This is a genomic window from Pseudomonas wayambapalatensis (genome assembly GCF_049942315.1).
Lineage (GTDB): Bacteria > Pseudomonadota > Gammaproteobacteria > Pseudomonadales > Pseudomonadaceae > Aquipseudomonas > Aquipseudomonas wayambapalatensis.
In genome coordinates this window covers 37,192-56,487 of the sequence record NZ_JBNFMU010000226.1, presented here as the reverse complement: position 1 = coordinate 56,487, position 19,296 = coordinate 37,192, and the positions used below count along the sequence as shown (strand labels likewise).

18 protein-coding genes and 2 pseudogenes are annotated in these 19,296 nt (G+C 63.3%); 11 read left to right on the top strand and 9 right to left on the bottom strand.

The window, feature by feature from the left end:
* The first annotated feature begins 96 nt into the window (after positions 1 to 96).
* A pseudogene (locus ACPZMI_RS21295) lies at positions 97 to 954 on the top strand (IS5 family transposase).
* 218 nt (positions 955 to 1,172) lie between these two features.
* Here ACPZMI_RS21295 and ACPZMI_RS21290 read toward each other — a convergent pair.
* The gene (locus tag ACPZMI_RS21290) at positions 1,173 to 1,721 is read right to left on the bottom strand and encodes an RNA 2'-phosphotransferase (protein WP_426353008.1); all 549 of its coding nucleotides are present in this window, start codon (positions 1,719 to 1,721) and stop codon (positions 1,173 to 1,175) included.
* A gap of 153 nt (positions 1,722 to 1,874) precedes the next feature.
* Between ACPZMI_RS21290 and ACPZMI_RS21285 the strand changes: the two genes are divergently transcribed.
* Both ACPZMI_RS21285 and ACPZMI_RS21280 read left to right on the top strand, forming a co-directional pair.
* Complete coding sequence (locus ACPZMI_RS21285; protein WP_426353007.1) at positions 1,875 to 2,225, top strand: hypothetical protein; 351 nt, start codon at positions 1,875 to 1,877, stop codon at positions 2,223 to 2,225.
* Between the two features lie 105 nt (positions 2,226 to 2,330).
* Positions 2,331 to 2,849, top strand: a complete 519-nt coding sequence (locus ACPZMI_RS21280) for a GNAT family N-acetyltransferase (protein ID WP_426353006.1) — start codon at positions 2,331 to 2,333, stop codon at positions 2,847 to 2,849.
* Positions 2,850 to 2,892: 43 nt separating this feature from the next.
* On the opposite strand, the gene ACPZMI_RS21275 is transcribed toward ACPZMI_RS21280, so the two are convergent.
* A complete protein-coding gene (locus tag ACPZMI_RS21275; RefSeq protein WP_186669116.1) occupies positions 2,893 to 4,056 on the bottom strand; it encodes an AAA family ATPase in 1,164 nt (387 codons plus the stop codon).
* A 197-nt stretch (positions 4,057 to 4,253) separates the two neighbouring features.
* Positions 4,254 to 4,949: a type 1 glutamine amidotransferase domain-containing protein gene (locus ACPZMI_RS21270; RefSeq protein WP_426353005.1), complete on the bottom strand. Its 696-nt coding sequence runs from the start codon at positions 4,947 to 4,949 to the stop codon at positions 4,254 to 4,256.
* Between ACPZMI_RS21270 and ACPZMI_RS21265 the strand changes: the two genes are divergently transcribed.
* The 3 genes from ACPZMI_RS21265 (at position 4,917) to ACPZMI_RS21255 (ending at position 7,637) form a co-directional block, all read left to right on the top strand.
* Positions 4,917 to 5,672, top strand: a complete 756-nt coding sequence (locus tag ACPZMI_RS21265; protein WP_426353004.1) for an AraC family transcriptional regulator — start codon at positions 4,917 to 4,919, stop codon at positions 5,670 to 5,672. The genes ACPZMI_RS21270 and ACPZMI_RS21265 overlap by 33 nt on opposite strands.
* A 219-nt stretch (positions 5,673 to 5,891) precedes the next feature.
* Complete coding sequence (locus ACPZMI_RS21260) at positions 5,892 to 6,266, top strand: DUF3077 domain-containing protein (protein ID WP_186710119.1); 375 nt, start codon at positions 5,892 to 5,894, stop codon at positions 6,264 to 6,266.
* Between the two features lie 135 nt (positions 6,267 to 6,401).
* Positions 6,402 to 7,637 (top strand): hypothetical protein, encoded by a 1,236-nt coding sequence (locus ACPZMI_RS21255; RefSeq protein WP_426353003.1) that lies wholly within the window; start codon positions 6,402 to 6,404, stop codon positions 7,635 to 7,637.
* A gap of 11 nt (positions 7,638 to 7,648) precedes the next feature.
* Here ACPZMI_RS21255 and ACPZMI_RS21250 read toward each other — a convergent pair whose 3' ends face one another.
* The gene (locus tag ACPZMI_RS21250; RefSeq protein ID WP_426353002.1) at positions 7,649 to 8,653 is read right to left on the bottom strand and encodes a 5'-nucleotidase; all 1,005 of its coding nucleotides are present in this window, start codon (positions 8,651 to 8,653) and stop codon (positions 7,649 to 7,651) included.
* A 339-nt stretch (positions 8,654 to 8,992) separates the two neighbouring features.
* Here ACPZMI_RS21250 and codB point away from each other — a divergent pair, with 339 nt between their 5' ends.
* Genes codB through codA form a run of 3 tightly spaced genes read left to right on the top strand, consistent with a single transcriptional unit; the run spans position 8,993 to position 12,712 of the window.
* The gene (gene codB, locus ACPZMI_RS21245; RefSeq protein ID WP_186669125.1) at positions 8,993 to 10,252 is read left to right on the top strand and encodes a cytosine permease; all 1,260 of its coding nucleotides are present in this window, start codon (positions 8,993 to 8,995) and stop codon (positions 10,250 to 10,252) included.
* Positions 10,249 to 11,466 (top strand): PucR family transcriptional regulator, encoded by a 1,218-nt coding sequence (locus tag ACPZMI_RS21240; protein WP_426353001.1) that lies wholly within the window; start codon positions 10,249 to 10,251, stop codon positions 11,464 to 11,466. The genes codB and ACPZMI_RS21240 overlap by 4 nt, the downstream gene beginning before the upstream one ends.
* Before the next feature lie 4 nt (positions 11,467 to 11,470).
* The gene (gene codA / locus ACPZMI_RS21235) at positions 11,471 to 12,712 is read left to right on the top strand and encodes a cytosine deaminase (protein WP_426353000.1); all 1,242 of its coding nucleotides are present in this window, start codon (positions 11,471 to 11,473) and stop codon (positions 12,710 to 12,712) included.
* 39 nt (positions 12,713 to 12,751) lie between these two features.
* Here the strand turns inward: codA and ACPZMI_RS21230 are convergent, their stop codons facing one another.
* The gene (locus ACPZMI_RS21230) at positions 12,752 to 13,234 is read right to left on the bottom strand and encodes an Lrp/AsnC family transcriptional regulator (RefSeq protein WP_186721003.1); all 483 of its coding nucleotides are present in this window, start codon (positions 13,232 to 13,234) and stop codon (positions 12,752 to 12,754) included.
* Here ACPZMI_RS21230 and ACPZMI_RS21225 point away from each other — a divergent pair.
* On the top strand, positions 13,233 to 13,445 hold the full coding sequence (locus ACPZMI_RS21225; RefSeq protein WP_411382757.1) for a hypothetical protein: 213 nt from the start codon (positions 13,233 to 13,235) through the stop codon (positions 13,443 to 13,445). The two genes, ACPZMI_RS21230 and ACPZMI_RS21225, sit on opposite strands and share 2 nt — an antisense overlap.
* A gap of 81 nt (positions 13,446 to 13,526) precedes the next feature.
* Positions 13,527 to 14,240, top strand: a pseudogene (locus ACPZMI_RS21220) (hypothetical protein); the annotation flags it as partial.
* Here the strand turns inward: ACPZMI_RS21220 and glcF are convergent.
* The 4 genes from glcF to ACPZMI_RS21200 all read right to left on the bottom strand — a co-directional run bounded on the left by glcF (position 14,128) and on the right by ACPZMI_RS21200 (position 19,206).
* On the bottom strand, positions 14,128 to 15,486 hold the full coding sequence (glcF, locus tag ACPZMI_RS21215; RefSeq protein WP_426352999.1) for a glycolate oxidase subunit GlcF: 1,359 nt from the start codon (positions 15,484 to 15,486) through the stop codon (positions 14,128 to 14,130). The pseudogene ACPZMI_RS21220 and the gene glcF sit on opposite strands and share 113 nt — an antisense overlap.
* A 9-nt stretch (positions 15,487 to 15,495) precedes the next feature.
* Positions 15,496 to 16,548 carry a glycolate oxidase subunit GlcE gene (gene glcE, locus ACPZMI_RS21210; RefSeq protein WP_426352998.1) on the bottom strand — a complete coding sequence of 351 codons (1,053 nt, stop codon included), beginning with the start codon at positions 16,546 to 16,548 and terminating at the stop codon, positions 15,496 to 15,498.
* Positions 16,548 to 18,047 carry a glycolate oxidase subunit GlcD gene (glcD, locus tag ACPZMI_RS21205; RefSeq protein WP_426352997.1) on the bottom strand — a complete coding sequence of 500 codons (1,500 nt, stop codon included), beginning with the start codon at positions 18,045 to 18,047 and terminating at the stop codon, positions 16,548 to 16,550. Before glcD ends, glcE begins: the two co-directional genes overlap by 1 nt.
* Positions 18,048 to 18,117: 70 nt before the next feature.
* The gene (locus ACPZMI_RS21200; protein ID WP_288375134.1) at positions 18,118 to 19,206 is read right to left on the bottom strand and encodes an AbrB family transcriptional regulator; all 1,089 of its coding nucleotides are present in this window, start codon (positions 19,204 to 19,206) and stop codon (positions 18,118 to 18,120) included.
* Positions 19,207 to 19,296: the final 90 nt, after the last annotated feature.

Genomic DNA, 19,296 nt, shown 5'->3' with positions numbered 1-19,296 from the left:
CTAGGCTCTGTCTGAAATCCCAAGAAACTGAAATGTGGCCTCGGAACAGCCTGGGTTCTGTACAGTCGCCGGCCATCTACGGAAAGGAATTCTGTGATGGCAAAGCGTTATGAACTCTCGGATGAAGCATGGGCAGTGGTCGCCGACCTCTTTACGGCGGCCCACGTCAGGGGCAGGCCCCGCAGCAGTGATCGCTTGATGCTCGATGGTGTGCTCTGGGCTCCTCTGCTCAGGAGCAGCCTGGCGAGATATGCCCGAGCGCTTCGGATCTTGGGCGACGGTCTATCACCGCTTCCGACTCTGGCGAAACCGCGGAACATTCGATCAGATGCTCAGACGATTGCACCTCAGACTCAATGACAAAGGCTTGATCGATCCCCACACCTGGATGATTGATTCGACCGCTGTTCGAGCAACCCGTGCTTCATCTGGAGCGCGGAAAAAAGGGGGGCTGACGAGCCTGCCGATCACGCTCTAGGCCGCAGTCGCGGCGGCCTGACAACCAAAATCCATATGCTCTGCGACGCCAACGGGATACCGTTGCGCTTCCTTCTCTCTGGCGGCCAAGCCAGCGACATCAGCTATGCCCAGCCGTTGCTTGATGATGTCAGCATCCCGACAAATCAGCGTGGTCGTCCACGCAAACGATGCAAATGGTTGCTGGCTGACAAAGGCTACGACGCCGAGGCCTTGCGCCGTTACTGCGATCGATATCGGATGCAGCCGGTCATTCCACTACGCTCAATGAAACGCAAGCCCAAACCCGGCTTGCCGAGACTGTTTGATCGCCCCAAATATCGACAGCGCAACATCATCGAACGCATGTTCGGCTGGCTAAAAGAGAACCGCCGAATCGTCACGCGCTTCGACAAGCTCGCAAAAAGTTATGCCGCAATGGTTTCGCTGGCTTGCGTCATGCGGTGTATGCGACGGCTTTTTTCAGACAGAGCCTAGGTGGCGTTCATGTTGATAGGGGAATTGTTTTTCGGATGCTGCAAGAGCCAGGACAAGCTTCAAGGGGGTGACGAGTATGATGTACTTTACGGAAGTTTAATTGCTGATGCCTGGGTTATAGGATGTGAGTAAGCTGGCTTTAGATTGATCCCATTAATCGTGATGCTTTTCATTCCCTCGAAACTTTTTTGGCAGAGTGAAGCCATTTACCGCTCATGCTACCCCCGACTCCAACAGCCCACCGGTACCTCATTCACCAACCACACACCATTGTCCGCTTGGTAGAAACGCGCGCCAGCTTCGCGCATCTTCGATGTATTTATCACCAGCAATACGGGTTCTCCGTAGCGTCTACCCACGCCCAGCGCCGTTTCTGGGTCTTCACTCAGGTGCACATGGTGGCGAGAACCGGCAACCAGACCCTGTACCTCGATGGACGCCATGAAACGGCTGGCGGTTCCGTGGTAGAGCAGGGCGGGTGGGGTCTTTTCGACATGTTGGAGGGCGACCTGAGTCGTGCTGTGGCCTTGGGCGGCGCGGATATATCGCGCATCGTCCGAAAGGGTGAAGCGCTTCTTGTCGTTGGTTTCAACCACGTCGTGCAGGGCGGCGCGGTCAAAACTGCGTTCTTGCTCAGCGGCATTACGCAATAGTGTATCCACCTCGGCCCAACCTTCGCGGTCCAAGGTCAAGCCGATGGAGTGCGGAGCATGGCGTAGCACATAGCTGAGATACTTACTGAGTTCGTCGCGTTGTTTCTTGTTCAAGGCAATGATCCTTTTGTCTTAATCCTTTTTTTAGCGCGGTGATTGTGATCCCTAACATGCCGCTGCTCAAGTAGTGCCGCTCGCTTGACGGCCACCACGCACGCCTTTAATGTCCCGGCGCGTCCATCCGGGCAAACCTCAAAAGGAGTTGTAATGAACACGATGTCATTGTGCGCCGGTGCCTTGCTCGGGCTTTTCATGGTCGGTTGCGCGGTGCAGGACAAGCTCGACACCAGTCGCCTGACCCGTTTCGATGAGTACCACGCCAACCTTGAGGCCAATGGTGCGCGCTATACCCTCGATGCCTACATCATTCCGTTCTACCAGCCGTTTTTCATCACCGTCGAACGTGACGATGGCAAGCCGATGGAGCTCACCGAAGCGGCTGCGGTCGCCCAGCCGTACATCGTACCGCGGGGCTGCACTCAGCCTGCCGTGCGGCGCCCTGATCTGGACCGCAGCAATGCGGCCAAGACCCAATGGATCGTTGGCATCGAATGCTAACGCCAGTGGCAGCGCCATTCCCGAAGCGACGTAACAAATGGTCAAAGCCTTGCTGACACTGGGGGGCTCCAGGCTTTCATTCTGCGATCCAGATTTCGGGTAGCTATGTTTACGACTGTCCGCGTTGCTGTGCCAGAGGATGCGAGCCTCTTACTCTCAATCGAGCGTTCTGCCGCGCAAGCCTTTCGTGTGTTTGAAGGGTTAAGCTGGCTCGCTGATTCTCTTCCTATGCCGGTTGAACGGCATCTTGAGCTCATCGAGCGCTCGACGTGCTGGGTGGCCATCGATGCTGAAAATCGTCCGCAAGGATTTCTCAGTGCCGATATCTACGGTACAGACCTTCATATCCATGAACTTTCCGTTCGACACACCCTGCAAGGGCAGGGCATAGGGCGACAGCTCGTTCAAGCGGCGCAGGCTTATGTTGAGATCAATGAGCTGCATGCGCTGACTCTCACAACCTTCAAAGACGTACCGTGGAATGCTCCGTTCTACGCTCGTCTCGGTTTTCAGATTGAATCCGACCAATGCGTCGATGAAAGGCTGTCAACACTGTTGAATGAAGAGTATGAACACGGATTTCCCGTGGGAAGCAGGTGTGCAATGGTCTGGAGAGCGGGCTAGCAATGTTGAAGAGTGGCACTGGGAGCGGTGGTGTTTCGAAGGCTCAGTCCACCCACCGCCACAGCGGCTCATCCAGCAACCCGACCCCACGCAACTGCGTCTGCCCCTGATCCTTCTCAAGCTCCAGCACATTGCACCCCTCACACGCGGTCAGCGCGTCGATCAGCGGCCTGCTATGCGACACCACCCACACCTGGCTGCGTTGCGAGGCGCGGATGATCAAGCGCGCCAGCGCTGGCAGCAGGTCGGCATGCAGGCTGGTTTCCGGTTCGTTGAGCACCATCAGTGACGGTGGTCGAGGCGTCAGCAGGGCCGCGACCAGCAACAGGTAACGCAAGGTGCCGTCCGACAGCTCCGTCCCGCCCAGCGGGCGCAACAGCCCGTGCTGGTGAAGCCTTACGCTGAACAGCCCGCCGGGTGGTGCATCGATCTCCAGGCGGCTGCCGGGAAATGCGTCATCCAGCGCGGCAACCAGGTCTTCGACGTCACCAATCTCGATGATGGTCTGCAGTGCCGAGGCGAGGTTGCGGCCGTCGTGGTGCAGTACGGGCGAGCGGGTGCCTAGCTGTGGCTGGCGACAGGGGGCGTCGCGGTCGATGCGGAAGTGATCGTAGAAGCGCCAGCTGTTGATGAACGCGCGCAGCTCGCCGATCTCTGGGGCCTGGCGGGGGCGGCCGACGATGTTGAAGAAGCTTTCGCTGCTGTCGGCATGCTGGTCGAGTACGGACCAGCTGTTGCCTTCGCGGGCACGTACCAGGGCGTTCTTGCGCTCGACCAGCAGGGAGGAGGGGCGGTAGGCGCCGGCGCCCCAGATGGCTTCGCACTTGATCTCGGGGTCGAGCATGAAGGCGCTCGGGTAGGGCAGCGGGATGGGTAGGCCCAGGGAGATGGCGAAGCCGAAATCCTCGGTGGCGAAGCCCAGGCGCAGGCGTCTGACGTCGGTCGGGTGCTGGCCTTGGATGGGCACTTCGCCGCGCTTCATGCGGGCGCTGGTTTCCGGGCCGGCCCACCAGGTCGAGTCGAGGCCGCCTTCGCGGGCGAGGGCTTCGATCACGCCGCCTTGGGCGGTTTCGGCCAGCAGGCGCAGGGCTTTGTACAGGTTGGATTTGCCGCTGCCGTTTGCACCAGTCACCAGGTTGAGTTGGCCTAGCGGCATGACGAGGTGCTTTATCGAGCGGTAGTTGCCGATGGCGAGGGTGGTGAGCATGCGGGGCGTCCTGGCTTGGGCATGAGGGGCGATTGTCACCGATGCTGGGTGGGGTTGCCAGCCGCCGGGTGGCGGTGATGTGAATCCGTTTGTATCGGTTGTGGGGGACGGCACCGGCTTTGCCGGTGATCGCGGGACGAGCCCGCTCCTACAGGGATCGTCATCTGCGGGAGCGGATCGCGCCTGTGCCATTCGTCTCAGGCGCCTGGCTCGTGCGCCAGACGTTTGAGCAACGCCTGCGCCGCTGCTTCGGACGAAGCGGGATTCTGGCCGGTAATCAGGTGGCCATCTTCGACCACGTAGCTCGCCCAATCAGCTGCCTTTGAGTACTCACCGCCGTTGGCCTTGAGCATATCCTCCACCAGAAACGGCACCACATCGGTCAACCCGACAGCTTCTTCCTCGCTGTTGGTAAAACCGGTGACGCGCTTGCCTTTCACAACCGGCTGGCCGTCCGCTGCCTTGACCTGCTTGAGCACGCCCGGCGCATGACAAACCGCAGCGATGGGTTTGTTCGAGGCGTACAGGGCTTCGAGCAAGGTGATCGAATCCTTGTCCTCGGCCAAGTCCCACAGCGGCCCATGACCACCTGGATAGAACACGGCGTCGAAGTCGTAAGGGTCGATTTCTCCCAACGGAATTGTGTCGGCCAGGGCCATCTGCGCCTTTGTGTCTTGCTGGAAGCGGCGCGTGGCGTCGGTCTGGGCGTCGGGCTCGTCGCTCTTCGGGTCCAGCGGTGGTTGGCCGCCTTTGGGTGAGGCGAGGGTGATCTGTGCGCCTGCGTCGATGAACACGTAGTAAGGGGCGGCAAATTCCTCCAGCCAGAAGCCGGTTTTCTTGCCGGTGTTACCGAGCTGGTCGTGGGATGTCAGCACCATCAGGATCTTTTTCATACGGAACATGCCTCCGGGTCTTCATGGGCAGCGCGCCTTTCGCCCTGCGTTAGTGTGGGAGGCCCAGGACTGGCAGATGTTCCATTGGGTGATTTTCACAACGTTTCACAGGTACGCTATGGCCAGACGCAAGGCCCAGCGGACATGTGCTCGTTGGGTGGCTCCTTCGCGTTCGACGACACCGATCCGGCGTTACTGATAGCCCTGCTGCCCACCGTCGTGCATGTCAGGAGCTCGGTGCGCTTGTCGCAGTTGGTGCAGATGGTCAGCGAGGAGTCCGTGGAGCAGAAGCCAGGCAGCGAGTTCGCCTTGTCGCGCCTGGTCGAGTTGTTGCTGATCGAAGCCATGCGCCTGGTCGCGACCGAGAATGCCCCGGTCGAGTTGCTGCGGGGGCTGGCGGATGGGCGCCTGGCGCCGGTGCTGAATCAGTTGCACGCACGTATCGATCACCCTTGGAGTGTCGATCAGTTGGCGAGCATTGCCGCGCTCTCCCGCTCGGCGTTCTTCGAGCGCTTCACGCGAACGGTGGGCGTGGCGCCAATGGCGCATCTGCTGGCCTGGCGCATGGAGGTCGCCAAGCAGTTGCTCAGGGCCCGGCAGTTGTCTGTCGCCGAGATCGCCGAGTGGGTGGGCTACGGTTCGGCCAGCGCGTTCAGCGTGGCGTTCAGCAAGCATGTCGGACAATCGCCCAGCCGTTTCCGGTTGCCTGAACAGATCAGATAAGCGAGGTGGAAAGGGACGAATGTGCACAAATATCGTGAAACTTCCTATTGTCGCGTAGGGTATTTCTTGGGATCACGTTTCCCTGGGTTGCGCTGTTGTGCAGGCCCGTCTGGCCTTCTAATCTGCCCGTGCCCGCCGCATTTCATCTTCACGCTTTCAGCTTACGGGCAGAGACTCACGCCGGGTTCGCGTGGGTCGGGCTACAGGCGTGCGGGAGAGATGCGGCGGGCACTTTTCAATCCAGCGCTGGAAGCGCTACCGATTCTCGATGGGGGACGCATGGATAACGACGATCAATCGAACAGGAACGCTGGCCTGAAAGTGGTCAGCGCAGTACCGCGCATCCGCCGCCCACCGCGGTTGGCCTGGGTGCAGGCGATACCCGGGCTGCCGCCCAAGGAAACGCTGATGGAGGTTTCGAGCATGCTGGGGTGCGTGACCGAACTCACCCATCGCGCCCTCAACACGCCGCGCGACGCCGAGCCCCTGATGCGTGCCATGTATTACCTGAGTGGCATGAGCAAGGCGATGATCGACGGGCAACTGGCGATCGTTCGCGGGGAGGTAGCGGTCGATAAAGGGAGTGACACCTAGGGGCTTTCGTCGCGAGCGCTATCAAACCCAGCATTGGATGCAGGGTGCATCGCACAGGCCCGAGCTGGGAACTATCGCCCGCAGGCGTGATAGATTCCCGGGCTTTGTGTTACAGACCATGGACAGGCGAGTGAAATGAGCAATACCCCGCAACCTACTCCCCGTGCACATCGTGTGCGCCCGACCTTCGCCCAGGTATTTCGCAAGAATCTCAAGCGTGTGCTTGAGCACTGGACACCCTTCACCGTGACGCTGGTCTTCTTCGGGACCTTCCTCGGCAGCCTCAGCCTCTACATCTATACCCGCGCCATCGGTCGCGCCGACCTGTTCATGTCGGCGCTGGATTCCAAGTCGTCACTCGCCGCCTGGATGTTCGTGGTCGTCGCGGTGATGTTCTCCCACCTGATCATCCTGATGGGCTCGTCGTGGCTCTACGGCACGGCGGTATCGCTGTTCGGCAGGGTGCGCTGGCTCACCCGCCATGTCGCGCTGTGGCTGGTGATTCCGTTGGCGGTGGGCTACGCCGCCTTCATCGTCCTGGGCTTCTTCTACCACCGAATGCTTGGCTCCGGCGTTGCCATGCTGTTGATCTCGGCAGCCACCTTGCTGGCGTTTGCCGCGCTGTTCTTCTCCCGGTCGTTCAGGTCGTTGTTCGTTCTCGCGGCGCCGAAGAACAAGGGCAAGGCCGATCGCTGGTTTCTCGGGATCTTTCTTTCGTTCACCCTGGTGTTCGCCGTCATCGCCAGTTCGTTGTCGATGCTGTTGATCATCGACACCTACGTCGGGCGGGATAACGAGGCGGCGGTGTCGTTCGTGGCAGGCTTTTCACTGTTCACGCTGCTGATGAGCCTGCTGCCTTCGATGTTGTACTTCGTGTTCAAAGGCGATATCTACCGCAAAGTCGCCGCAGGCATCGGCGGCGCCCTGCTGTTCTTCGTGATCTTCCTCACCACCGCCAAGGGCGCGATGTCGAGCATCACCTATTCGGTGGCCGGCAGCCTGGAAGTACGCCAGGGTTTCTCCCAGCGCTACGTGCTCGATCGCCAGGTGACACTGGCCGATATCGATCCGCTGCTCTGGCACAGCCGTCTGCGTCACGATGGCAAGGTGCAGGTCAGGGCCTACCAGCTGTTCGCCTTCGGTGACCTGCTGTTGCTGTGCCCGCACAGTTTGCTCGGGGCCAGGCTTCACCAACTGCCTGACTACACCCGCCTGTGCATCTTCACCCGCAGCAGCCAGGTGGAGCGCTTGCCGCCGCTGCTGTTGCCAATCGTGCAGCGCGAGCCGCAACGGGCGCAGTGGCAAGAGGCGGCGGACCGGCGAATGGGCTGGCAGCAAATACGTGGGCAAATGCTGCAGGACAAGCGCTAGGCATGCGGCCTTTATCGGCCTGTCGCCTGTTCACTCGTAGCTTCGCCAGTGCCCTGAGTCATTACCTCCTGCACTGGCTGGCTGGCGACGTTGCGGTTGGCCACCCCGAACGGCACATGCACCATCGGCAGGTTACCCGCCGCCGAGAACAGGTGGCTGCGCTGGTCATCGAAGAACATGTGCGGCTTGAGAATGGACAGCACGCGGCCCTTCTCCATCCCGCCCAGAAAGAACGATTCATCTGGCGAAACGCCCCAGTTTTTCAAGGTGGTCACCACGCGCTCATGGGACGGTGCGTTGCGCGCGGTAACGATGGCAATGCGCAGGATGCGCTTGTAGTCAGGGTCTTGCGCAAGCTTCTGGTCTTCCAGGGTGCGGATGTGCGAGAGCTTGCGGTACAGGTCTGCCAGCGGTCCCGGCTGATGCGGGATAGCCTTGCGGGCGAACTCGTGGGCCTGGAAGTCGTGGAGGTTGTTGTGCTGCTTGTAGACCGTCTCGGCTTCGTCGTCGGCGATCACGCCGTCGAAGTCGAAGGCTACGCGCAGTTCGGTGTCGATCTCGTCGTCGTAGATGCGTGTGGGCAGCACCAGGCCGGCCGGATAGTCGGCGTCGATGGCGCGCTGCACGTCTTCTTCGTTGGCGCTGAGAAACAGCGACGCGTTGAACGCCGGGATGTATTCGTAGGGCGAGCGGCCAGACATGAATGCCGCGCGGGTGATGTCCAGACCGTAATGCGTGATCGAGCGAAAGACCCGCAGCCCGGTTTCGGGCGAGTTGCGCGACAGCAGCACCACTTCCACCGGCAGTTGCCCGGGGAAGGCCTTGTTGATGCTCAGGAAACGGCGGATGAACGGGAAGGCCACGCCCCGGGGGAACGGATTGTCGAGGTTCGCTTCATGATGCTGGCGATAGGCTTCGACGCCTTCGCTTTGATAGATGTCGTCGGATTCAGCGAGGTCGAACAGCGCACTGGAGGCAACGCCGACGACAAGTTTCTGTTCGATGGGGTAGGGCATGGAGAAGTCCTGAACCGAGAGGTATCACCGAGACCTGGCGCGGTGCGGCCATGATTGTACTGCCAAGGAAGGATAGCCGTGATGCTCAAGGTGTTCGTCGGCACAAAGCGCTGGAAATCCCCGGCGTGCTGGCGCAAGTCCGCCACCCAAAGGTGCACGCGTGCGTCAAAATGAGATATAAAGCCCACAAAATTTTCCAGAAATCAATTAATTATGTGCACATAGCACATGAACGGATATCGCTAGAGCCCAATTCCCAGCCTGATCATCGTCTACCCTGAATCCGGCCCAGTTATTGCTCCGCCAGCGCCAACCCCCTAACACTGGAACACTATAAAAATGAGCTCACCCGGCGAATTCCCCCTGACCGAAGCCCCCCAGCACGCCCGCAAGGGCCTGCTGCCGATTGCCATGGTCCTGTTCAGCTTCACCTTCTTCACCGGCACCATGTTCGCTGGCGGCAAGCTGGGCATGGCCTTCAATTTCGTCGACATGCTGTGGATCGCCACCATCGGCAACACCTTGCTGGCGATCTATGCGGCAACGCTGGCTTTCATCGCCTCGCGCAGTGGCCTCAACACGGTGCTGATGGGTCGTTTCTGTTTTGGTGAGTCGGGCAGTCGGCTCTCCGATTTCCTGCTGGGCTTCGCGGAACTGGGCTGGTACGCCTGGGGCACGGCGACGGTGGCGATCGTGCTGGTCAAGCTGCTGGGGCTGTCCGAAGGCCTGACCATCCCCCTGATGGTGTTGTTCGGGCTGGGTTTCAGCATCACCGCGATCATTGGCTTCAAGGGGCTGGACTGGCTGTCGCGGCTGTCGGTACCGCTGATGTTCGTGCTGCTGGTGATTTCGATGGTCATCGCCACCCGCTATGTGGGTGGCTTCGAAGGGCTGATGGCCGTGGTGCCGCACGAGACGATGAGCTTCTCGGCAGCGGTGACCATGGTCTTCGGCACCTTCGCCAGCGGCGCGACCCAGGCCACCAATTGGACCCGCCTGTCGCGCAGTGGCCGGGTGGCGGTCACGGCCAGCGTGGTGGCGTTCCTGGTGGGCAACGGCCTGATGGTAGTGGCAGGCGCCTGGTGCGCGATGGTCTACCAGCAGGCCGACATCGTCGAAGTGATGATGCTGCAGGGCCTGTCGTTCGCGGCGGTGGTGATGCTGTGCCTGAACCTCTGGACCATTCAGGGCCCGACCATCTACAACGTGGCCGCGGCGACCTGCCACCTGGTGCGCAGCGAGCGTCGTCGTACTGCGACGCTGGTGGCGGCCGGCGTGGGCATCGTGCTGGCGATCGGTGGCATGTATGAATGGCTGATCCCGTTCCTGGTGCTGCTGGGCTCGATCATTCCGCCGGTCGGCGGGGTGATCATGGCCGACTTCTGGTACCGCCACCGTGGCAAGTACCCGACCCTGGCTTCGGTCAGCCTGCCACGCTACAACCGCGCCGGTCTGTTCGCCTACGCAGTGGGGGCGGTGCTGGCCTACAGTTCGCCGTGGGTCGCCCCGCTGGTGGGTATCGGTGCTTCGGCGCTGTGCTACATCGTCCTGCTTGAAGTCGGTGCGCGCGTGCGCCCCGTGGCACAGGCCAAGCCGTGAGCCTGGCACTCGATGAGTTGCTGGGGCTGCCCGGTCTCGAAGAGATGACCGTGCGAGCCGGTGCACGCAACCTGCAGCGGCGGGTGCGCTGGCCGTATGTGGCGGAGAACGAAGGCATTGCCGAATGGGTGATGGGGGGCGAGCTGGTGTTCGTCACCGGTATCAACCATCCGCGTGGCGAGGCCAACCTGCTGAGCCTGGTGGAGGATGGCGATGCTGTCGGTATTGCCGGCCTGGTGATCCTCACCGGCGGCAGCTTCATCCAGCATATTCCGGCGGCGGTGGTCGAGCGTGCCGAGCAACTGGGGCTGCCGCTGATCGAGCAGCCCTACGCCTTGAAGATGGTGGTGGTCACCCACCTGATCGGCACGGCGCTGGTGCAGATGGGGCAGGTGCGGCGCTCGCGTGACGACATCCTCGGCCAGCTGTTGACCGGCGACTACCCGACCCTGGCCATTGCCCGCCAGCGGGCTGCACACCTGCAACTGGCGCTGGACGAGCCCCGCCGTGTGGTCGCGCTGCGACTCTCGGCAGTCGATGGCCTGTTCGAGCGGCATCGACCGGAGCAGGCCGAGCGCCTGTGGCAGAACACTCGTCAGGCGCTCGAAGAACAACTGGAGGCCTGGTGTCGCACGGTCGCCGGGGCGGTCATGGCGCAATTGCCGGGTGACCTCTTCGTGCTGCTGTTGGCCGACGCCCCGGACTTGCGCCCAGCGCTCGCCGCCTTGTATCGGCAGCTGTCCGAGGTGACTGGCGAGATGGCGCTGTTCATGGGCCTGTCGTGCCTGGCCGAAGACTGCGCCCACTACCGCCAGGCCCTGGGAGAAGCGCGCCAGGCCCTCGAAGTGGCGCAGAACATGCGCCCGGCAACCGGCCTGTGCGATTTCAGCGAACTGGGTGTGTTGCGCCTGTTGCAGGGGATTACCGACCGTTCGCTGATCGACAACTTCGTTGCCCAGACCCTCGGCCCGCTGATCGAGACCGGGCGCAAGCATCCCTACGCTCTGGTGCACACCCTCGATGTGCTGCTCAAGGAAAACGGCAACGGCGCCCAGGCCGCGCAACGCCTGGGGGTGCACCGCAACACCATCATCCAGCGTATTCAACGCATCGAGCAGTTGAGCGGACAGTCGCTCGATGACACGCTTTTCCGCATGAACGCTTCCGTCGCGCTGCTGATCTGGCGCATGAGCGAAAGCCAAGGCAAGGAGTAACCCCATGAACATCATCAACGCCCGCCTGCGTGGCAAGACCGGCCTGTTCCGGATCGAGCTCGATGGCGATCGCATTGCCGCCATCGAACCCCAGGATGCGGCCGTCGCACCGGGCAACGCCGAGGACATCGACGCGGCGCAGAACCTGGTGATCCCGCCCTTCATCGAACCGCATATCCACCTCGATGCCACTCTGACTGCCGGCGAGCCGCGCTGGAACATGAGCGGCACGCTGTTCGAGGGGATCGAGTGCTGGGCCGAGCGCAAGGCCATTACCACCCACGAGGACATCAAGGCCCGTGCCAAGAAGACCATCGGCGCCTTGGTCGATCACGGCATCCAGCACGTGCGCACCCACGTCGATGTCACCGACCCGACGCTGGTCGCGCTCAAGGCGATGGTCGAGGTGCGTGAAGAGGTCCGCCACCTGGTCGACCTGCAGATCGTCGCCTTCCCTCAGGAGGGGATCGAATCGTACGCCAACGGTCGCGCCCTGATGACAGAAGCCGTCGCTCTGGGCGCCGATGTGGTCGGTGGCATCCCTCACTTCGAGAACACCCGTGACCAGGGCGTGTCGTCGGTGAAGTTCCTGATGGACCTGGCCGAACGTACCGGCTGCCTGGTGGACGTGCACTGCGACGAGACTGACGACCCGCAGTCGCGTTTCCTCGAAGTGCTGGCCGAAGAGGCGCGGGTGCGCAACATGGGCGAGCGCGTTACCGCCAGCCACACCGTGGCCATGGGCTCCTACGACAACGCCTACTGCTACAAGCTGTTCCGCCTGCTGAAGATGTCGGGTATCAACTTCGTGTCGTGCCCGACCGAGAGCATCCACCTGCAGGGGCGGTTCGACAGCTTCCCCAAACGTCGCGGCGTGACCCGGGTGGCAGAGCTCGATCGTGCAGGCATGAACGTGTGCTTCGGCCAGGACTCGATCGTCGATCCGTGGTACCCGCTGGGTAACGGCAACATCCTGCGCATTCTCGAAGCGGGCCTGCACATCTGCCACATGCTCGGCTATGAAGACTTGCAGCGGGCGCTGGACCTGATCACCGACAACAGCGCGCGTACCCTGAACCTGGGCGAGCGCTACGGCATTGAAGTGGGGCGCCCGGCGAATCTGCTGGTGCTGTCGGCGCCGGATGACTACGAGATGATTCGCAGCCAGGGCCATGCGCTGGTTTCGGTACGGGGCGGCAAGGTGTTGATGCGCCGTACCCCGGCACAGATCGAGCGATTCGCCTGAAGCGCTGTGTGGGGGCAACGGTTTGGTTGCCCCCACATATCACTGTTCACCCACCGCCTGCGGCAGGTGCCCGAGCGGCAGGCCAGTCTGCTCCTTCACCGTGGTGATCGCAAAGTTGCTGCGGATATCCGTCACCCCCGGCACCTTGAGCAGCGCCTCCATCAGGAACCGCTCATAGGCCCGTAGGTCCGGCACCACCACCTGCAACAGAAAATCCGACTCCCCCGACACCAGGTGGCACGACACCACTTCGCTCAACGCCGAGACCGCCTGGCGAAAGGCGACAGACGATGCTTCGGTGTGCCGCTCCACCTTCACGCCAACGAATACTGTCAACCCCAGCCCCACGCCATCGCGGTCGATCTGTGCCTGATAGCCACGAATGATTCCGGCTTCCTCCAGCAGACGTACGCGGCGCAGGCAAGGGGAGGGCGACAGGCCGACTTCCTCGGCCAATTGCACGTTGGTCAGGCGTCCGTCGCGCTGCGTTGTTCTGCTCGTGTCGATGCTGGCGGTGACCATGCTCACCTACCTGGGCACCGGTGTGGTGACATCGGCGATGCTGCCCTGGTTCGGTGTGGTGGCCCTGGCCATGCTGATCCCCACGGTACTGGGCGCGCGGGTCTACCTAGGTATCAGCGAGGCGGCGTTTCGCCGGCTGGTGCTGGGGCTGCTGACCTTGTCGGGGATAGCCATGCTGGTGGCGTCGGTGCCGGTGTTGCTGGGGCGCTGAACGCTTGCCTATGGGCGCTTTACTTGGCACGCTTGGCCCCGGTCTTCAACCGCACACGCCGCGATACAAGGAACCGCCAAGGTGAGTTGGGAAAAAGTCGGGAAAGCCCTCGCGGGCCTGCTGGTCATCGTCGTCGCTGTCGTCGTGTTGTATGCGTCGCTCAAGGATGATCGTGGCCTGAAGGCCTATGTCGCCTACGAGGCCCTGACCTACCCCAGCCAGTTCAACGAGCGCATCGGCCAGGCCCGTGAGCAACTCAAGTACGAACGCCTGTTCGCGGGTGTCGAGGCGTTGGCCAAGGGTGCGTTGAGTCGTGACCAGGTCGAGGCACTGGTGGCCCAGGCGCAGACGCCTTACATGCAGTTGTTCGCCAAGCCCTTCGAGGCGGGGCTGGTGGACCATCGTACCGGGCTGTTCATCACCTTGCGCAACACTCGCGACACGCCGCTCAAGCAGGTGCACATCCGCCTGCCGGCCAAGGGCCTGGTGCAGGTGCGCGATGACGCCGGGGACGACAGCATTCCCGAGAACGCCACCAACATCATCGAAATCCCGTCCATCGAGGCGGGTGGGGTGTGTCGGGTGTGGGTGTACTTCGATGCCGACTTCCCGCAGATCACCCAGGGCGGCATCAGTATCGTGCATGCCGAGGGGCCGGCGGATATCCAGGTGATACGCCAGGTCAGCGGTTTCCAGGCGCTGATGGCCCGTTATGGCCAAGTGCTGAGCGGCCTCGTGGTGGCGCTGGGCACCCTGGTGCTGGGGCTGACCTGGGTCCTCCTGCGTCAGCGCCGTCGTTTGCGGCGGTTGCGCAACTGCTGAAATCGGGGAGTGCCTCGTCCACCAGTTCGATCCAGTGCCGCACCGGCGTTCGCCCGGCACTGTCGAGGTGGGACTGACAACCGATGTTGGCGGTGACGATCACCTCGGGATTACCGCTTTCCAGCGCATTCAGGCGGTTGTCGCGCAGCTGCTGCGCCAATGCGGGTTGGGTCAGTGAATAGGTGCCCGCCGAGCCGCAGCACAGATGGCCGTCGGGCACCGGGGTCAGGTTGAACCCCAGGCGTTCGAGCACTCCCTCCACGGCTCCCCCGAGCTTCTGTGCATGCTGCAACGTGCATGGGCAATGGACGGCCAGACGCTGCTCGGCTTTGATATCCAGGTGCTCCAGCGGCGCATCGCGCAACACCTCCACCAGGTCGCATGCCAGTGCGCTGACCCGCGCGGCCTTGGCAGCGTAGGCCGGGTCCGTCGCCAGCAGGTGCCCGTAGTCGCGCACGAAGGCGCCGCAGCCGCTGGCGGTCTGAACGATCGCTTCTGCGCCGTTCTCGAGGGCCGGCCACCAGGCGTCGATGTTACGCCGAGCGCGGTCAAGGCCGACGGCCTGCGCGTCGAGGTGGTAGTCCACGGCGCCACAACATCCCGCTTCACGGGCTGCGATCACCGAAATCCCCAGGCGATCCAGCACCCGCGCGGCTGCCGCGTTGGTGTTGGGCGACAGTGCCGGTTGCACGCACCCTTCGAGCATCAGCACCCGACGTGCATGTTGTACGACGGGACGTGGTTTGGGGGCACGCGCCTGGCGCGGCAGCTTGGCCTGCATCGGCTTGGGCAACAGTGGCCGAAAAGCCCTGGCTGTGCGGGTCAGGGCCTTGAACAACGCAGGCCTTGGGACGAACAGGCGCAATCCTTGGCGTGCCAGACGCTCGCCCAGAGACCGCTGCACCTGCGCGTCGACCACGGCACGACCGATGTCCAGAAGGTTGTGATAGTCCACCCCGGAAGGGCAGGTGGTTTCGCAGTTGCGGCAGCTCAGGCAGCGGTCCAGGTGGGTCTGGGTGCTGGCTGTGGCCGGTTGGCCCTCGAGTAGCAGCTTGATCTGGTAGATGCGCCCACGCGGCCCGTCCAGCTCATCGCCCAGCAACTGATAGGTCGGACAGGTGGCAGTGCAGAAGCCACAGTGCACGCAACTGCGCAGGATACGCTCGGCCTCATCGGCCCGTGGCAGGCGCTTGGCCTGTTCGCTCAGGTTGGTCTGCATGTTTGGCCCTCACAGGTCGGCATACAGGCGACCCGGGTTGAAGATACCGCTTGGGTCGAGCTGCTGCTTGAGGTTGCGCTGGTAACGTAGCAGTGGCTCGGCCAGCGGATGAAAGCTGGCGCTGTGGCAGGCATGCAGGGTGGCATGGCCGCCGAGGTGCGCGACCGCCTCACGGATTACCGCGGGCGAAGCGGCGGACTTCAGCCAACGCTGGGCGCCGCCCCAGTCGAGCAACTGTCGGCCGGCCAGGCTGAGCGATGGGCTGTTGTGCGGCAGCGACAGGCGCCACAAGGGCTCGTCACCGGCGAAGAAGGCCAGGCGCTGTTCGCGCAGGTCGTGCCAATAGCGGTTGTCCAGCAGCGTACCGCCCAGGCGCTCGGCGGCAGAGGCCACGGAGCCTTCACCGCCCTCCAGGCGCAGGTGCAGGACTTCGCCGTCATGGCAGGCAGCCGTGATCGGCAGGGCTTGCTGACCCCAGGCCGCCAGCTCATCCAGGGCTTGCCGAAGGCCCATCGTCAGGCACAGGCTCTGGCAGCTGCGCGGTCGCGGCAGGACTTTCAGCGAAACCTCGGTCAATACCCCCAGGCAGCCGAAACTGCCGGCCAGCAGGCGCGACAGGTCGTAGCCCGCGACGTTCTTCATCACCTCGCCGCCAAAGCGCAGCAGCTTGCCGTGCCCGGTGATGACGCGGGTGCCCAGCACATGGTCGCGTACCGATCCCGCCCAAGGCCGGCGCGGCCCTGCTAGCCCGGCGGCGACCATACCGCCCAGTGTGGCGCCGTCGCCCAGGTGCGGTGGTTCGAAGGGCAGCATTTGCCCGGCGCTGTGCAGTGCAGCCTCGATCTCGCGCAGCGGCGTGCCCGCGCGTGCCGTGATCACCAGCTCGGTAGGGTCGTAGCTGACGATGCCGCGATGCCTGCGGGTGTCGAGGGGCCGGCCGTTGACCGGGCGCCCGAGCATCGCCTTGCTGTCGCTGCCCTGGATGCGCAGTGGCGTGCAGTCGACCAGTGCCTGGCGCACCTGCTCCAGCAGGGCCGAGCTGTCGTCGTGATCCTGATCCATCAGAAACGCTCCAGGTCGGGGAAGGGCAACTGGCCGTGGTGCACATGCATCGCGCCGAATTCGGCGCAGCGCTGCAGGGTCGGGATGTTCTTGCCAGGATTGAGCAAACCCAGCGGATCGAAGGCGTGCTTGACCGCATGGAACAGCGTCAGCTCGTCGGCGTTGAATTGCGCGCACATCTGGTTGATCTTCTCGCGCCCGACGCCGTGCTCGCCGGTGATGCTGCCACCCACAGCCACGCACAGCTCCAGGATCTTGCCGCCGAGGGCCTCGGCACGCTCCAGCTCGCCGGGCTGGTTGGCGTCGAACAGGATCAAGGGGTGCATGTTGCCGTCGCCGGCATGGAACACGTTGGCCACGCGCAGGCCGTGCTCGCGCGACAGCTCGCCGATGCCGTGCAGCACCCCCGGCAGCGCCCGGCGCGGAATAGTGCCGTCCATGCAGTAGTAGTCGGGGGAAATGCGCCCGACCGCAGGAAAGGCGTTCTTGCGCCCGGCCCAGAAGCGCACGCGCTCAGCCTCGTCGCGCGCCAGGCGCACCTCGCTGGCGCCGGCTGCCTTGAGCACGGCCTCCACGCGCAGGCAGTCGTCCTGCACGTCAGCCTCCACGCCGTCGAGTTCGCACAGCAGGATGGCGGCGGCCTCGACCGGGTAGCCTGCGTGGATGAAGTCTTCGGCGGCCTGTAGCGACAGGTTGTCCATCATCTCAAGGCCCGCGGGAATGATGCCTGCGCCGATGATGTCGGCCACCGCACGACCGGCCTTTTCCACGCTGTCGAAACTGGCCAGCAATACCCGCGCCACCTGTGGCTTGGGCAACAGCTTGACGGTGACCTCGGTGACGATGCCCAGCAAGCCTTCGGAGCCGGTGAACAGCGCCAGCAGGTCGAAGCCAGGAGCATCCAGGGCATCGCTGCCCAGCGTCAGGTATTCGCCCTCGATGGTGAGGATTTCGACCTTGAGCAGGTTGTGCACGGTCAGGCCGTACTTCAGGCAATGCACGCCCCCTGCGTTTTCCGCGACATTGCCGCCGATCGAGCAGGCGATCTGCGAGGACGGATCTGGGGCGTAGTACAGCCCGTGCGGTGCTGCGGCCTGGGAGATGGCCAGGTTGCGCACGCCAGGCTGAACCCGGGCGAAGCGGCCTGCGGGATTGATCTCAAGGATGCGGTTGAAGCGTGCCATCACCAGCAGGATGCCCTGTTCCAGCGGCAGGGCGCCGCCCGAAAGGCCGGTCCCGGCGCCCCGGGCCACCACCGGCACCTGGTGCGCGTGGCAGATCTTCAGCAGCGCCTGGACCTGTTCCAGGCGTTGGGGCAGCACCACCAGCAGTGGCACCACGCGGTAGGCGCTGAGGCCGTCGCACTCGTAGGGGCGCAGGTCTTGTGCGGTGTGCAGGATGTCGAGGTCGGGCAGAGCACTGCGCAGGGTGTCCAGCAGCGCGGCCTTGTCGACCGTGGGCAGGGCGCCGTCCAGGCGCTCGTCGTACAGGATGTTCATGGGGCGGACTACCAGGCACTTGTCGTTGTTGTGCGGGGAAGGATAGCTACCCCTCGGCCTGGTGCACCCTTCAGTGGGCGTTCTGTGTGAGGCGAATGATCTGCCGGGCCAGATACGCACCGGTCAGGATCACCCCGAACAGGCGCAGTGTCTGCATCGCCAGCACCATGCCGACATCGGCGTGGGTTTCCACCGCGATGATCGCCATCGCATCCAGGCCGCCGGGGCTGGTGGCCAGGTACATGGACAGGAAGTCGGTGCCGGCGACCCGCGCCAACAGCCAGGCACAGCCTGCGCAGAGCAGGATCAGCACCACGGCGCCGGCGATCATGGTCGGCAGACGCTTCCACACATAGCGCACGGTCTGGCGGTCGAAGCGCAGGCCGATGTAGCAGCCGATGGCACCGTAGGCGATGGCCAGCACTTCGCTGGGCAGGCTGACGTGCAGCAGGCCCGTCAGTTGCAGCACTGCGCCAAGCATCAGCGGCATCAGCAGGGCACCAGCGGGCATCTTCGCGCCGACGGCTACGCCCACCAGCACCACGCCCAGGCCGAGCAGCAGGTTGCCCAGTTGCACGCTGTCGGCGGCCACCGGCACCTGGGCCACGTCGCTGGCAACACTGGTGGCGCCGAGCAGATGGCTGACCAGCGAGCCGATCATCACCACGCACACCACGCGCACGTATTGCATGGTCGCCACCACGCGCCCATCGGCGCCGTTGTCCTCGGCCATCGACACCATCGCCGAGGCCGCGCCGGGTGCGGTGCCCCAGGCCGCCGTGCTGCCGGGGATGTCGCCGAAGCGCACGGTACCCAGGCCGACCAGCGCGCTGAGCGCGACGGTGGCGAAGGTGGCGAACAGCATCAGTGGCCAGGCGTCGGCCAGCGAGGCGAGCACCGGCCAGGTCACCGAGTGGGCCACCAGCAGCCCGACACAGCCTTGGCCGAAACGGAACACCTGGCGATGCAGGCTTAGTTGCGCGCCGGATACACCGAAGACGATGGCCACCAGCATGGGGCCGAGAAACAGCCCGGCCGGCACGGTGAGGACGTGCAGGATCTGCCCGGCGGCGCCGGCACAAAGGATCAGCGCGAGCCATTGCAGGATCAGGGTTGGGGACGGGTTCTTTGCTGCTTGGGGGGGTAGGGCGGGGGGCAAGTCGATCTCCCTTTACGGCGAGAGCCAGAGATGGCTGACAGAGAAAATTATCGACCTGTGGATTGATCAAGTCTATTTTCTACTTTCTAT